The organism is Pantoea sp. E2023-21, from assembly GCF_051302795.1.
Lineage (GTDB): Bacteria > Pseudomonadota > Gammaproteobacteria > Enterobacterales > Enterobacteriaceae > Pantoea > Pantoea ludwigii_A.
In genome coordinates, this window is sequence record NZ_CP195344.1 from 1,108,094 (window position 1) to 1,123,021 (window position 14,928).

Below are 14,928 nucleotides of genomic sequence, written 5' to 3' on the forward strand. Positions count from 1 at the left end.
GTCATTTGCCCAAGGGAAAATCATGTCTGCGATTCGATATTCACGTCTTTCTGCTTTAGTGCTCGCCGTTACTGCGTCGGCGTTCGCTGCCGAACCGGTCAAGCTGCAAATGTATTATCCGATCGCGGTGGGGGGCAAAGTCAGTCATACCGTTGATGCGCTGGTGGCGGATTTCCAGAAAGGGCATCCGGGCGTGAGCATCCAGCCGGTGTATACCGGTGACTACGCCACCACCGTAACCAAAGCGCTGACCGCATTTCGCGGTGGCAACGCGCCGCAGCTGGCGGTGATTGGCGATATCGAAGCCTATTCACTGATTGATGCCGGTGCGATTGTGGCGGCCAGCGATTTGGCGCAGGGCGATTCAGGCAAAAAATGGATCGAGAGTTTCTATCCGGCGTTTCTGCGCCACATTGATGGCAAAGTGTGGGGCGTACCGTTCCAGCGTTCGACCGTGGTGATGTACTGGAATAAACAGGCGTTTGAAAAAGCCGGTTTGAATGCCGATACGCCGCCGGCCACCTGGCAGCAGGTGGTGGCGTTCAGTAAGAAACTCACTATCAAGGATGCCAATGGCGTTAGCCAGTGGGGCATCGAGATTCCGTCTACGCCAAACGGCTATTGGAACTTCCAGGGCTTGTCCGCCACAAATGGCGGTCGTCTGGATAACGGCAAAGGCACTGCGGTTCACTTCAATACGCCGGGCAACGTTGAAACGCTGCAGTGGCTGAACGATCTCGGCCAGAAAGAGGAAGTCTCGCCTAAAGGCGCAATTGCGTGGGGCACCACACCGCAGGACTTCATCAGCGGCAAAACCGCGATGATGGTGACGACGACCGGCAATCTGACCAACGTGCGTGATAACGCGAAATTTCCGTTCGGCGTAGCGATGTTGCCGGAAAAAACCCAGCGCGGCAGCCCAACCGGCGGCGGCAACCTGTATGTTTTCAAAAATGCGTCGCCAGAACAGCAGAAAGCGGCGATGGAATTTATCCGTTGGGTAACGTCGCCAGAGCAGGCGGCGCGCTGGAGTATCGCCACCGGTTATGTTGCGACGTCTCCAGCGGCCTGGGATACCACGGTAATGAAGGATTACGTCAAAGACGTTCCGCAGGCATTGGTGGCGCGTGAACAGCTGAAGTATGCCCAACCGGAACTCTCTACCTATAACAGCGTGCAGATTCAGGATGCGCTCAATCACGCGGTAGAAGCTGCGGTGACGCAGGCGAAAACGCCAGCCGAAGCGCTGGAAGGCGCGCAGAAGCAAGCCGATCGTCTGCTGAAGCCTTACCAATAATGATGAGCACGATTCTCACCGTCGCGCCGGTTCGTCCTTCCCGGTTATGGTCGATGCAGCTGTATGGTTATCTGCTGATTTTGCCGGCACTGAGCTTTTTGCTGCTGTTCACGCACTATCCGGCGGTCGCGACTGTGTGGGAAAGCCTGTTCAGCGCAGCGCGTAACGGTCGTCCCGCGCATTTTGTTGGGCTGGATAACTATCTCGCGCTGTTAGATGACGATATCTTCATCCAGTCGCTGTGGAATAACCTGCGCTACGCGCTGATCACTATTCCGCTGGCGGTAACGCTGGCGCTGCTGATGGCGCTGGCGGTCAATCGCCATATGCGTGCCAATGCGCTGGTGCGCTCTGCGTTCTTTATTCCTTCGCTGCTGCCGATGATCGCCATCGCCAATTTGTGGCTGTTCTTCTATACGCCGCAGCTTGGGTTACTGAATAAGCTGCTGGCGCTGTTTTCGCTACCGGCCATTAACTGGCTCGGCGAACCGGGCAGCGCATTGTACTGTCTGATGGCGGTTTCAGTGTGGCGCGAAGCGGGCTTCTTTATGATCTTTTATCTCGCCGCTTTGCAGCAGATCGATCCGCGCCTCAGCGAAGCCGCGCAGATAGAAGGGGCCTCGCGCCGCTATTTCTTCCGTCGCGTGCAGTGGCCACTGCTGATGCCCACCACGCTGTTTGTGCTGATCAATGCCTCGATGAATGCCTTCCGCATTGTCGATCAGGTGATTGCCATGACCAATGGTGGACCGAATAACAGCAGTAGCTTGCTGCTGTTTTATATTTATCGTACCGCCTTTAGCTTCTGGGATATGCCCGCGGCTGCCGCCATGACGGTGGTGTTGCTGGTGATCCTTGCCGCTATTGCGCTGCTGAAATTCAACCTGTTAGACAAGCGAGCCCATTACCAATGAAGCCGACAATCACTTTTGGTCGTCTGTGGCTGAACACGGTTATTGGGCTTGCCGCCTTGCTGTGGTTTTTACCGATTCTGGTGGCGTTTTGGGTAGCGATTCATCCGGCTTCCGATCAGGCGAGCTTCTCGCTCTTTTCACCGCTAACCTTACAGAACTTTGTGAATGCCTGGCACGCCGCGCCATTTGGTCGCTACTTTCTCAATACCAGCTTGCTGGTGCTGATGATTGTGGTGGTGCAACTCATTCTGGCAACCATGGCCGCTTATGCGTTAGTACGCTTTCGTCTGAAATTTTCGGGTGCCATCTTTGCGCTGATTCTGCTGCAACTGATGATCAGTCCCGACGTGCTGATGCTGAACAACTACCAAACCATTGGTGCGCTGGGTTTACGCGATACGCTCACCGGCATCGCGCTGCCGTATTTCTCCTCGGCGTTCGCCATCTTCCTGCTGCGGCAAACCTTCAAAGCCATCCCGCTGGTGCTGGAAGAGGCGGCGATAGTAGAAGGCGCCAGCCGCTTTTACATTCTGCGTAAGATTTACATCCCGCTGGCCAAGCCGATCTATGTGGCGTTTGCACTGGTGTCGATCAGCTTTCACTGGAATGATTTCCTCTGGCCGCTGGTGATCACCGATTCCGTCAACGTGCGGCCGCTGACCGTCGGCTTGCAACTGTTCTCGGCGCCAGAGCAGGGCGTGCAATGGGCGTTGATTGGTGCGGCCACCTTGATGACCACTTTGCCGCTGCTGGTTCTTTTCCTGATTTTCCAGCGTCAGTTCATTCAATCGTTTATGCGTGCCGGTATTCGCTAAGGAGTGCTTTTCGTGTCTTATCCGCATCCGCTGACCCCATTACAGCGTGAACTGCTGGGCGATGTCGCCAAACTCTATGCCTTGCCTGATGTGCGTCGCGCACCGCTCGGTGGCACGCTACGTTTTGGTTTGATTGCCGATCCGCAGTATGCTGACATCGACGCCGATATTGCTAAAAATCTCTACTATCGCCACGCGCTGCGTAAGCTGCCGCAGGCAATTGAGGTGTTGAATCAGCAGCCGCTGGATTTTGTCGTCACGCTGGGTGATTTAGTTGATCGCCAGTGGAGCAGCTACGCGGCGATATTACCGATTTACCATCGCCTCGAGCATCCGCATGTGGTGGTGCTGGGCAATCACGATGCGCAGACCATCGCGCAACATCTCAATGAAGCCGCCGCGCTGCCGAAAAGCTATTACGCCTTTGGATTGCAGGGCTGGCGTTTTATTGTTTATGACGGCAACGATATCAGTCTCTATTGCAACACGCAGAACGGTGACGATCGCGCGCAGGCGGAGGCGATGCTGGTGGACCTGACGGAGCGCCAGCAGCCGCAGGCGAAACCATGGAACGGCGCGGTAGGCAAGCAGCAGCTGATGTGGATTGAACAGCAGTTGCAACAGGCTCAGCAGCAAGGGGAAAAGGTGGTGGTGTTCGGCCATTATCCGCTGGCACCGCATAATAGCCACAACTTGCTCAACGGCAGTGTGCTGGCAGAACTGCTTTCTAGTTACAACATACATGGGTGTTTCTCTGGACACGATCACCGCGGCGGCTTTGCACGTATCGGTCGAACAGGCTTTTATACGCTCAAAGGAATGCTGGATGGGGCCGACGAGGTGCCATTTGCGGTGGTTGAGATAGAGGGCGAATCGCTACGCGTGACGGGTTATGGCGGGGAAGTCAGCTGGGCACCATCACTGGCGTAATACCGATCGGTTAAGTTCTGAATTCACTTATCGCACAGTCCGTAGCGGTACAATTTATTGCGCAATAAATTGCGCCGCTACATTACGTGCGAGCGTATGCCACTCATGGTTATGATGCTGGTATTTGCCCGCGCTGACGATGAATCGCAATCTCTTCGGCGCGCTGCAACAACTGCTGCAAATCATCCTCATCTATATCCAGCACTTCACCGCTTTCCAGTGCCTGATGCAGGTCTTCACGCGTAATCTGCACGTCAATCACCACGGGCGGCGCTTTGGTCTCCGTTGTCGCCAGTGGATGCGGGTAACGGCGGCCGGCGAGATTGTTAAACACCAGCGCCAGCAATGCCAGACACACCGAATTCAACAATACCGGCGTCAGAATAAAGTGATAACCCAGTTGCTGGACGCCATTACCGCCCAGAATTGCTGTCAGCGCCACCGCGCCGCTCGGTGGATGCAGACAGCGCAGCTGGAACATCAGCGCTATCGTCAAGCATGCCGCGATGCCGCATGCCATTGCAGGATGGGGAACAAGCAGCGCGGTAGTGACGCCGATGACACCCGCCACCAGATTGCCGCCCACAATTGACCACGGCTGCGCCAGCGGACTATTCGGCAGGCCAAATAGCAAGACCGCCGAAGCGCCCATCGGGGCGACAAACCATAGATTTACTTCTCCCAGCAACCAGTGACTGGTCAAGCTGGTAATCATCAGACCTAATCCCGCGCCAATGCTGGCAATGACCCTCTGCTTTTTGCCTCCCGGTAACGGAGGGGGCCACAGGCGGGCCAGAAAGGTGCGCACGGATGAAATCCACGTCACCGATGGCTGTTTTGTCATTGCGGAATCACTCTGTCATAAGAAAAAACGATGGGTGCGGATTGTCGCTGATCGATCCAATGACAACAACCACATTGTTAGTGTGCTGTTACATCGTGGTGAGAGAAATGCTGATGATTGTCGCGATGCTTAACCAACGCCTAAGGTTGCTGTATAGTCCGTTTTTTTTCGGAGGAACCATGCTGCCTAACTCATCCACACGCCTGAACAAGTACATCAGCGAGAGCGGTATCTGCTCACGCCGCGATGCCGATCGTTACATCGAGCAAGGCAACGTTTTCATTAACGGTAAACGCGCTGCCGTCGGTGCGCAGGTGTTTGCGGGGGATGAAGTAAAAGTGAACGGTCAGCTGATTGAGCCGCGTGACGAAGAAGATTTAGTCCTGATTGCGCTCAACAAACCGGTTGGCATTATCACCACCATGGAGGAGGGTGAGCGTGACAACATCGGGGATTTCGTTAATCACAGCAAGCGCGTATTCCCGATTGGTCGTCTGGATAAAGATTCGCAGGGACTGATTTTTCTCACCAACCACGGCGATCTGGTGAATAAAATCCTGCGTGCGGGTAACAACCACGAAAAAGAGTATGTGGTCACCGTCGATAAGCCGATCACCGATGAGTTCATTGCCGGAATGGGCGCGGGCGTGCCGATGCTCGGCACCGTGACAAAGAAGTGCAAAGTAAAAAAAGAGTCGACCTTTGTCTTCCGCATTATTCTGGTTCAGGGGCTGAATCGCCAGATTCGTCGTATGACGAAGCATTTTGGCTTTGAAGTCACCAAACTTGAGCGTACGCGCATCATGAACGTCAGCCTGAAAGGGATTCCGCTCGGCGAGTGGCGCGATCTCACCGATGATGAACTGATCGACCTCTTCAAATTGATTGAAGACTCGTCATCCGAAGACCAAAAAACGCAGAAGACTCAGGCGAAGAAGAAACCTGCGGCAGCCGCAAAAAAATCGGCAGCGAGCGCAGCAAAACCAGGCGAGAAAGCGGGCGCAAAGCCGGCCAATCGTCAGCGTTTTGCCCAGCCGGGACGTAAGAAAAAAGGGCGCTAATTTCATTTCCCCGCGCCATCTGCGCGGGGAATCAAGGTTACTTGTCGGTGCCAAATCCCTGCTTTTTCAGCGCGTCCAACACATGCGGGAAATAGATCTTGTGATAATAGCCGCTCACGCTTTCGCTCCAGCTCTCGCCATCTTCACGTCCGGTATTCTTCCAATGCTGCACCATCTCCTGATTGTAATCAGCAATGTGCTGCTCCAGTCCATCACGTTGATAACGCTCTTCATGACGGAAGGTTGCCAGCGGCAAACGCGGCTTCTGATGTGCAGGTTGATCGACATGACCAATCACAACGCCCGCCACCGGGAAGGTGTATGCCGGCAAATCGAGTAAGCTGACCAACGCCTGTGGTTCACGACGAATGCCGCCAATCGGTACAATGCCCAGGCCTTCCGCGCGCGCTGCCGCCATGATAGAACCCAACGCAATACCCACATCGGTTGAGCCTGACACAATGCTTTCAATGCTCTGCTGGGCAATCTGCTCGCGGTCGATAGCGTTCATCGCCAAACGCGATTTATGCATATCCAGCACCAGCGTAATAAATACCGGCGCTTTGGCAATCCACGGCTGGCCGCCGGCAATCTGTGAGATTTGTGCGCGTTTTTCAGCATCGCGCGTCACCACCAAAGAAACCTGCTGCGAGTTCACCGAGGTTGGGGCGCGATACGCGGCCGAAATGATGCGATCCAGCACCGCATCCTCAATGGGATGGTCGGTAAAACTGCGCTCGCTTTTATGACTGGTGAAAATATCGATTAATGAACTCATGGATCCTCCTGATTGGGAGGCGAGAGCGTAACAGAAGAGGGAAGGACCAGATTTAACCGTTGTTGCCTTGGCTAACGACGTCTTTCGAATAAGTAAAGTGCGGGAAAAAGTAAGCGGAAACGGGCCGGTGCATAATGCACCGGCTAAGCGACCCTGGCTTGAGCGACGGCAGGGTGGATGCTGCGATCGGGACCGCTGAGCATTACGGCTTTACCAGAACGTAATCCGCGCTGAAACTGCGTCATTCGCTCTTCGCTGATCCCGGCACCACACCATAACAAATGATGATTGTGGCGGCTTTCTGAGTCGTACCGTATCGGTTGTGAGGTTTGATCCACATCGACGCAGAATCCTTGTCCGGTCAGGCGAATGGCTTCCAGCCACACTTCCGTCTCATCACCTGTGCTTACCACTTCAAGCAACAGCGGCATCTGCTGTTGACGCGATGAAGCGCGTTTTACGCAGTCGCTGTGATGAACGATTGCTTCGTGAAAGCGCGTTAACCTACGCGATGCGCCGCGACGCGTATCATCACGCAGCCAACGATTGAGCGGTTTCATCAGCACATTGACGAAATCGTCACTGCTGTAATCGCCCGACAGATTGCGCACGGTGCGTGCCAGTTCGCGGTCAGAACCTAGTTCCAGCTGACGTAACAGATCGCCGCGGCGTGCCACCCAGCCCGATGATGAGTAATCAAGTCCGCAATGTCTGCCCTGATAGATTTGCCACAACGTGGCGCCACCCGCGGTTAATGCCATCATGGCGAGCACTTCATCAACCTGATGTCGGCTCCAATCCTTATTAACGTGATTCTCAGAAATTAATCCACCGCGCAACCAGCGACGCAAATTAGCGCGGTTGGCACCGGTTAAGGCGCAAACGGTTTCTGTTGAGTAAAAATTCATAACGTGCCCTCAGATTGAGGGTGAATTGCCGTGGGTGCTAATCCAGGATGAGTGACCATCCTGAACCTTATCTGTATGGATTACCAGTAATCTCTGCAAAGTTCTTAACAATATTTGAACAAGCGAAGCGCCAAAAAACGCCGCAAGCCTTACTGGACTTGCGGCTGTGCTAAATGATGAATTTTTAACTTTTTACCCTACAGCGCGACTTTTACCACGGTTTTCCCGAAGTTTTTGCCGTTCAACATATCGAAAAACGCCTGTGGTGCGTTTTCCAGTCCGTCGATCATGTGCTCGCGGTAGTGGATTTTTTGCTGCTCCACCAGCGGCGTCATCGCTTTAAGGAATTCAGGGTAACGATCGCCATAATCCTGGAAGATGATAAAACCCTGCATACGAATGCGACGCTTAAGAATACCGCCCATGATTTGGGGGGTGCGATCCGGCCCCGGCGGTAATTCGCGGCTGCTGTAGCCCGAAACCAGGCCACATACCGGCACGCGCGCCGCGGTGTTCAGCAATGGGAATACCGCATCGAACACTTTGCCGCCGACATTTTCGAAGTAGATATCGATGCCGTCCGGGCAGGCGGCGGCCAGCTGTTCGGCAAAGTCTTCGCGGTGGTGATCGATACACGCAGAAAAACCGAGTTTCTCAATCGCATAACGACACTTCTCTTCGCCACCAGCGACGCCTACAACGTGGCAGCCCTGAAGTTTGCCAAGCTGACCAACCGTGGCACCGACCGGGCCGGTTGCCGCGGCAACCACTAAGGTTTCACCCTGTTTAGGCTGACCAATGTCCATCAAGCCCATATAGGCAGTAAAACCCGGCATACCGAGAATGCCCAGCGCCCAGGAAGGATGGGGCAGATCGCCCAGTTTCGCCACGCCGTTTCCGTCCGAAACCGCATAGCTTTGCCAGCCGCTTTGCGCAAGAACCACATCGCCTTGCTGGAAATCTGCATGTTTAGATTCCACCACTTCACTCACCGTGCCGCCGACCATCGGCTGGTCGAGTTCAGCGGGTGCAGCATAGGATTTGCTGTCATCCATGCGTCCGCGCATATACGGGTCGAGTGAAAGATAAAGCGTGCGCAGCAGGATCTGGCCCTCCTTCACGTCAGGAATCGGCTGCTCCACCAGGCGGAAATTCTCTTTTACCGGTTCACCATCAGGGCGTGAGGCTAATAGCCAAGCTTGATTACGTTGATTAGATTGCGACATTTTTACCTCTATTAGCGTTTTCACGTGAGGCAAGTGTAGACGAGGAAAAGGAAACAAGATCACTTAAGCTGAACTAAATGTTGTCATATAGAAACATTATGGTGATAATACAGTCATTGTTATCATATAACAACACTGGAGAGGGTATGTTGCCTGGTTTGCAAGCAATAGGAGCCAAATGCCGGGAAAGGCGGAAGGCTAACCGCTGGACTCAAGCCGATGCCGCAACGCGTGCAGGCGTTCATCGCACGGTTATTTCACAGATTGAAAACGGCGCCTATTCAGGTTCCCTCAAAGCGCTCACTTTGTATCTTAATGCGCTTGAGTTGGTGTTGTCTGTGCAGTCAGCGGGCTTACCACAGATGGATGAACTGGAGATGTTGTTTGATGATGACTGATTTTAACCAGCTTGCTCGACCGATTCGTCATATTGATGTCTACAGCGGTGGCGAATTAAGTGGCAGATTGCTGCACGAACACGGCAGTTATAATTTTAGCTATGCGGGTTCTGATGTCCACGCTGCTTCGATGACCATGCAACCCGCAAACCGCCTAAGCTATAATTCCAGCCGCTTATTTAATATTTTTGAGATGAACATTCCGGAAGGCTATGTTCGTTATCATATTGCTGAGCGTTTACGGCGTTATGTAGGTCATGTTAGCGACATGCTGTTCCTGGCTTTACAGCAGGATACCGGTATTGGTGCGCTATCCTACAAGAGTGATATTGAGCTGCCGTGTCCATCGCCGGAAAAATTAGATGATTTACTTCATTGGGATCTTAAAGAGAGTGCATTTCAATATCTGCTAAATAAATATTTATTGCAGACCTCGATTTCTGGCGTTCAACCGAAAGTCATGATCAGTACAGAGAGTCGCGGCACCGTTCTTTATCCTAATTTGATAGCGAAAACCGGTGATGAGGAGTATCCGCGTTTGGCAGAAAATGAGTTTATCTGCATGTCGTTAGCCAGGTTGTGTGGGTTACCCGTCGCTGATTTTTGGCTCTCAGATAATAAAGAGCTGTTTATCATGGAACGGTTTGATATTCAGAATGATAAACGGTTGGCGATGGAAGATTTTTGTGTGCTTTCAGGCAGGTCAGCCGATCATAAATATAATGGGTCCTATGAAACGGGGGGTAAGATCGTGAGTCTCTTTACTCGCGATCAGTCTCAAGTAGAACTTTACTGGCGTTATGTATTGTTTAGTTGCATGGTGGGAAATGGTAATGCGCATTTAAAAAATTTCTCTTTATTATATTCTGCAACCAACCATAGCACAGCCAAGTTATCGCCATTATATGATGTGGTAAATACACATATCTATCCAACTACCGATAATGAATTGGCCCTGAAGTTAAATAAAAGCAAAAAATTTCCTGATAGAGACAGTCTGATTAAACTCGCACGGGAATTGAAAATCGTTAAACCCGCCATGGTGATGGAGCAGTTTGCTGATGTTATCAATGATGATTTAAATCGAAATGCAATATACGCAGACTTTCCTGAAATGCGAGAGTCAATTGGTCGTTCTTTGACACGCAGTGTGGCAACTAATAATTTATTTTTAAAAACGGATGTTAAACGCGCCAAAAAACGAAAAACGGATTCCTTACGTTAATAGGTGACGCGAAGGGTGCATCCCGTCGTGAGCCAGCGCACAAACCAGGCGTAAACTTTTCGACGCGAATTAATATAACATCATGAATTTTAACAATCATAGGGCGTTTGCCTAAGCGGTCTCGGGCAATGCCACATACCCGCAGGCTCCCTCTGCTGCGTATATCTATAGGGATGCTTTTATCCCTACAGGTGACGCATGACACAACAACAATATGAATTATCACCCGATCATGACGCGCATATTGCCTCAGCCATCGGTAAGTTTTTCCGCCGCATCATTCCAATGCTGGCGTTGATGTTAATCGTTAATCAAATTGACCGGGCAAACATTGGCTTCGTTAAAGCCGAACTGCAAACTGATGCAGGTATCAGCGCTGCTGCTTTCGGCTTAGGCGCAGGACTGTTCTTTATCGGCTATGCGCTGTTTGAAGTGCCGAGCAACATGATGCTGAAGAAACTCGGCGCACGTGTGTGGCTCACGCGCATTATGATTACGTGGGGCATGGTGGTCGTGCTGACCGGTTTCGTGAGTACGCCGCTGCATTTCTATCTGCTGCGCTTCCTGCTCGGTGTAGCGGAAGCGGGCTTCTTCCCCGGCGTGCTGTTCTACTTCCGTCAATGGGTGCCGAACGCCTGGCGAGGACGCGCCACCGCGATGGTGCTGAGTGCCACAGCCAGCGCCTTTCTGTTCTCTGGTCCGCTCACCGGCGCCATTTTGATGATGCATGATGTTGGCGGCATCGCGGGTTGGAAATGGGTGATGTTTATGGAAGGCGGTGGATCGATCGTGATCGGCTTACTGGCCGCCTTTGTGCTGGTCTCTAAACCGGACAGCGCGAAGTGGCTGAGCGATGCGGAGAAACAGGCGCTGGCGCAACAGTTGGCATTGGAAGATGAGGTTCGCGAGGAGCATGCGGTTAGCCATGGCCGATGGGGCTTGATCACCGATCGCAGTCTTTTGTCTTACTGCCTGATTTTCTTCACCATGACCATGACCGGCTACACGTTAGTGTTTTGGCTACCGCAAATCATTCAGCGCATTCAGGGCTTCAACAGTTTTGAAACCGGACTGTTGACCGCCGTTCCGTGGCTGTTCGCTATCGTCGCGCTGTTTCTATTGGGTAAAGCCACCGATCGCTATCGCAATAAGCTGGATAAAGGGCTCGGCATCGCTATGCTGATCGCCGCGTGCGGCACCTTTATGGCCACGCTTGGCACGCCATGGTTTGGCTTTGTGGCGATGATTGTGGCCTGCATTGGGTCCAAAGTGAGCGCGGCATTCTTCTGGCCGCAACCGCAAAGCGAATTACCGGCATCCATTGCCGCTCCCGGCATTGCGCTGATCAACTCGATTGGCAACCTCGGTGGCTTCTTTGCGCCAACCGTATTCGGCTATCTTGAAATGCACACCGGCAGCACCACCGGCGGACTTTATGCCCTGACCAGCGTGTCAGCAGTTACCGGACTTTATTTGCTGTTGCGTCGCAAGCCTGTTCCACCCGCATTCGGTCACACGGAGAGAAACCATGTCAGACAGTCCAGTCATTAAATCGATGCGCATCGTGCCGGTTGCCGGCTACGACAGCATGCTATTGAACATTGGTGGCGCCCATAACTGCTATTTCACGCGCATCATCGTGATTTTAACCGATTCCGCCGGACATACCGGCGTCGGCGAAACGCCGTGTCATGCATCGACGTTGCACCTGCTGGAGCAATTTCGACCGATGATTGAAGGCAGCTCGTTGCTGCGCCTTAACGCCACGCTAAGCCAATTGTTCAGCAGCGACGCGCGCCAGCTGCAAACCTCGCATACCAACGATATTCATATTCCGCAGATGAATCCGGAGAAATTTTACAACGCCGCAGCGGCCATAGAAGCGGCGCTGCTGGATCTGCAAGGAAAGCTGTTTAACCTGCCGGTGGCGGATCTGCTGGCCAGCGGTAAACAGCGCGATCGCATTCCGGTGCTGGGCTATTTGTTCTACATCGCCGATCGCAAGCGCACCAATATGAACTATCGCTCGGGAGAGCAGGAGCAAGATGGCTGGTTCCGTCTGCGTCATGAGGCGGCGATGGACAGCGATGCCGTGGTGCGACTGGCCGAAGCGGCGGTTGAGCAATACGGCTTCCGCGACTTCAAGCTCAAAGGCGGCGTGCAAACAGGTGAAGAGGAAGTGGCAACGGTGGAAGCGCTGCTCGCACGGTTCCCTGAAGCGCGCGTAACCGTGGATCCTAATGCCAGCTGGTCGCTGGATGAGGCGATTCGCTTTGGCAAGCAGCTGGCTGGAAAGGTGCCGTATCTTGAAGATCCTTGCGGCGCAGAACAGGGCTATTCCGGGCGGGAAACCTTAGCGGAGTTCCGCCGCGCCACCGGCGTGCCGGTCGCCACCAACATGATCGCCAACGACTGGCGTCAACTGCATCATGCGCTGCAACTGAATGCCATTGACATTCCTCTCGCCGATCCGCACTTCTGGACGATGCGTAACGCCAACGTGGTGGCGCAGTTATGCAATGAATGGGGGCTGACCACTGGCTGCCACTCCAACAATCATTTTGATATATCGCTGGCAATGGTCGCGCACCTTGGTGCAGCTGCACCGGGCGACCGTCAAACCGCGTTTGATACTCACTGGATTTGGCAGGACGGTCAGCAGCTTACGCGTCAACCTCCGCAGATCCGCGATGGCTATCTGGAGTTGCCGCCGGGGCCGGGATTGGGCATTGAGCTGGATATGGATCGCATCGAACAAGCGCATGCGCTCTATAACGCGCTGCCGGATAAAAATCGTAACGACGCGTTGGGAATGCAATTTTTGATTGATAACTGGCGCTATGATGCCAAACGTCCGTCATTAGTGCGCTAAGGAAGCAGTATGAAGAAACGACTACGCGCGGTGACGCTATTGGCGTCGATGGCCGCCAGCGCACCGTTGATGGCGCAAACCTTTGTTTACGTGTCAGAAGCTAATGATGGCACCATTGCGCGCTACGCGCTGAACGAGCAAACCGGTGCGTTACAGTTGCTGGGACACACTCAAGCCGCTGGTAAAGTGATGCCGATGGCACTGAGCGCCGATCATAAGCATCTGTACGCCGCGATTCGCAGTACACCGCTGCAACTGGTGAGCTGGAATATCGACAGCAAAACCGGCGACCTGAGCCAATTGAACCGTGTGACTGCCGCGGCCAGTTATCCCTACATCAGTACGGATCCGCAGGGACGATTTCTGCTTGGTGCGTCCTATGATGGCGATGTAGTACAGGTTTACAGACTCAATAACGACGGCAAGGTGAGTGCGCCGCCGATCGGCAGTTATAAAACCGGGCATGCGGCGCACTCAGTCATTGTTGATGCGAGCGGTAACAACGCTTATGTCGGTAATCTCGGCACCGATCGCGTGCTGCAATTGAAACTTAGTGCTGAGGGTGAACTGACGTCGCTGGGGAACGGTTACGTCAAAACGGCTGCTGAGAATGGGCCGCGCCATTCCGTGTTATCGCCGGATAATCACTTCCTCTACAACATCGGCGAAATGGGCGGCATCATTACCCAGTTCCGTCGAGAAGCCAGTGGAGAACTGGTGAAAGTGGCGGAGACACCGAATGCCGTGGCTGAAAAATACCAACTTGAACATGGCAAAGAGCGTCCGCCGGGCTACAGCGACACCACGCCACGTATCTGGGCAGCCGATATTCGCCTGACGCCGGATGGACGTTTCCTGTATGTCAGCGAGCGCACCAGCAGCACGATTAGCGGATATCGTGTGAATAAGGCTGACGGTAAACTGACGTTGATTGATAGCTGGCAAGTCGAGAAACAGCCGCGTGGTATGGCGATTACCGATGATGGACGTTGGCTGATTGCCAGCGGCGAGAAAAGTGCGGTTACCGGCAGCTATGAAATTAATGCCGAAAGCGGGGGGCTGAAGCGAGTTGGCGAAGCTCCAGCTGGCGGTGATGCCAATTGGGTGACCGTGGTGAGTTATTGATTTATTCGTAGGGGGGCGATTTCGAGCAATTCATTGCGCCCCTACGAAGCAAGTGATCCGCAGCAGAACCTATAGTTGCTTATATTCTTCATCAGAAACCGGTTCAAGCCACTCGTTGGAAGCGCCCTCAGCTGGTACTGCGATAGCGATGTGTGCGAACCAACTATCCGCCGATGCGCCATGCCAATGCTTCAATCCCGCCGGAATGTTGACCACATCGCCAGCCACTAACTGACGCGCTGGCTGATTCCACGCTTGATACCAACCCGTCCCGCCAGTAACCAGCAAAATCTGCCCGCCACCATGATGGATATGCCAGTTATTGCGGCAGCCCGGTTCAAACACCACATTGCCGATATTGACGCCTTCTGTCGTCAACATGCTCAGATAGCTGGTCCCGGTAAAATATTGCGCAAATGCATCGTTTTTAGGCCCTTTGGGGAAAATGCCATTGCCGTCAAATTGATCGTTCATCTTTATCTCCATGTAAGTGCAGCATGGTTAAAGTGTAGCGGCGGGTTAGCTAAATGATAAT

15 protein-coding genes are annotated in these 14,928 nt (G+C 53.3%); 10 read left to right on the forward strand and 5 right to left on the reverse strand.

Annotated elements, in window-relative coordinates; genetic code table 11:
* Positions 1-22: 22 nt before the first annotated feature.
* The 4 genes from ACRQ84_RS05285 to ACRQ84_RS05300 are packed head-to-tail and all read left to right on the forward strand — an operon-like array spanning position 23 to position 3,956.
* Positions 23-1,297, forward strand: a complete 1,275-nt coding sequence (locus ACRQ84_RS05285) for an ABC transporter substrate-binding protein (RefSeq protein ID WP_483817371.1) — start codon at positions 23-25, stop codon at positions 1,295-1,297.
* A gap of 2 nt (positions 1,298-1,299) precedes the next feature.
* Entirely contained in the window at positions 1,300-2,211 is a 912-nt protein-coding gene (locus ACRQ84_RS05290) for a carbohydrate ABC transporter permease (protein WP_483817889.1), read from the forward strand.
* The gene (locus tag ACRQ84_RS05295; RefSeq protein WP_483817372.1) at positions 2,208-3,026 is read left to right on the forward strand and encodes a carbohydrate ABC transporter permease; all 819 of its coding nucleotides are present in this window, start codon (positions 2,208-2,210) and stop codon (positions 3,024-3,026) included. Before ACRQ84_RS05290 ends, ACRQ84_RS05295 begins: the two co-directional genes overlap by 4 nt.
* A 12-nt stretch (positions 3,027-3,038) precedes the next feature.
* On the forward strand, positions 3,039-3,956 hold the full coding sequence (locus tag ACRQ84_RS05300; RefSeq protein WP_483817373.1) for a metallophosphoesterase: 918 nt from the start codon (positions 3,039-3,041) through the stop codon (positions 3,954-3,956).
* Between the two features lie 109 nt (positions 3,957-4,065).
* Here ACRQ84_RS05300 and ACRQ84_RS05305 read toward each other — a convergent pair whose 3' ends face one another.
* Positions 4,066-4,800, reverse strand: coding sequence for an HPP family protein (locus ACRQ84_RS05305; protein ID WP_064738669.1), 735 nt, complete (start codon positions 4,798-4,800; stop codon positions 4,066-4,068).
* A gap of 179 nt (positions 4,801-4,979) precedes the next feature.
* Between ACRQ84_RS05305 and rluF the strand changes: the two genes are divergently transcribed.
* Positions 4,980-5,861, forward strand: a complete 882-nt coding sequence (rluF, locus tag ACRQ84_RS05310) for a 23S rRNA pseudouridine(2604) synthase RluF (protein WP_064738670.1) — start codon at positions 4,980-4,982, stop codon at positions 5,859-5,861.
* Between the two features lie 37 nt (positions 5,862-5,898).
* Here rluF and ACRQ84_RS05315 read toward each other — a convergent pair whose 3' ends face one another.
* The 3 genes from ACRQ84_RS05315 to ACRQ84_RS05325 form a co-directional block, all read right to left on the reverse strand.
* Positions 5,899-6,639 carry a nitroreductase family protein gene (locus tag ACRQ84_RS05315; RefSeq protein WP_483817374.1) on the reverse strand — a complete coding sequence of 247 codons (741 nt, stop codon included), beginning with the start codon at positions 6,637-6,639 and terminating at the stop codon, positions 5,899-5,901.
* 143 nt (positions 6,640-6,782) lie between these two features.
* Positions 6,783-7,547, reverse strand: coding sequence for a hypothetical protein (locus ACRQ84_RS05320; protein WP_064738672.1), 765 nt, complete (start codon positions 7,545-7,547; stop codon positions 6,783-6,785).
* A 197-nt stretch (positions 7,548-7,744) separates the two neighbouring features.
* A complete protein-coding gene (locus tag ACRQ84_RS05325; RefSeq protein ID WP_483817375.1) occupies positions 7,745-8,773 on the reverse strand; it encodes an NADP-dependent oxidoreductase in 1,029 nt (342 codons plus the stop codon).
* A 146-nt stretch (positions 8,774-8,919) separates the two neighbouring features.
* Between ACRQ84_RS05325 and ACRQ84_RS05330 the strand changes: the two genes are divergently transcribed.
* From ACRQ84_RS05330 to ACRQ84_RS05350, 5 genes are all read left to right on the forward strand, one after another.
* Positions 8,920-9,171 (forward strand): helix-turn-helix domain-containing protein, encoded by a 252-nt coding sequence (locus ACRQ84_RS05330; protein ID WP_064738674.1) that lies wholly within the window; start codon positions 8,920-8,922, stop codon positions 9,169-9,171.
* Positions 9,161-10,396 (forward strand): type II toxin-antitoxin system HipA family toxin, encoded by a 1,236-nt coding sequence (locus tag ACRQ84_RS05335; protein ID WP_483817376.1) that lies wholly within the window; start codon positions 9,161-9,163, stop codon positions 10,394-10,396. The genes ACRQ84_RS05330 and ACRQ84_RS05335 overlap by 11 nt, the downstream gene beginning before the upstream one ends.
* Positions 10,397-10,594: 198 nt before the next feature.
* Positions 10,595-11,947 (forward strand): MFS transporter, encoded by a 1,353-nt coding sequence (locus ACRQ84_RS05340; protein WP_483817377.1) that lies wholly within the window; start codon positions 10,595-10,597, stop codon positions 11,945-11,947.
* On the forward strand, positions 11,925-13,268 hold the full coding sequence (locus tag ACRQ84_RS05345) for an enolase C-terminal domain-like protein (RefSeq protein ID WP_483817378.1): 1,344 nt from the start codon (positions 11,925-11,927) through the stop codon (positions 13,266-13,268). The genes ACRQ84_RS05340 and ACRQ84_RS05345 overlap by 23 nt, the downstream gene beginning before the upstream one ends.
* A 9-nt stretch (positions 13,269-13,277) precedes the next feature.
* Complete coding sequence (locus ACRQ84_RS05350) at positions 13,278-14,393, forward strand: lactonase family protein (protein WP_483817379.1); 1,116 nt, start codon at positions 13,278-13,280, stop codon at positions 14,391-14,393.
* A gap of 69 nt (positions 14,394-14,462) precedes the next feature.
* Here ACRQ84_RS05350 and ACRQ84_RS05355 read toward each other — a convergent pair whose 3' ends face one another.
* On the reverse strand, positions 14,463-14,867 hold the full coding sequence (locus ACRQ84_RS05355) for a cupin domain-containing protein (RefSeq protein ID WP_483817380.1): 405 nt from the start codon (positions 14,865-14,867) through the stop codon (positions 14,463-14,465).
* Between the last annotated feature and the right edge of the window lie 61 nt (positions 14,868-14,928).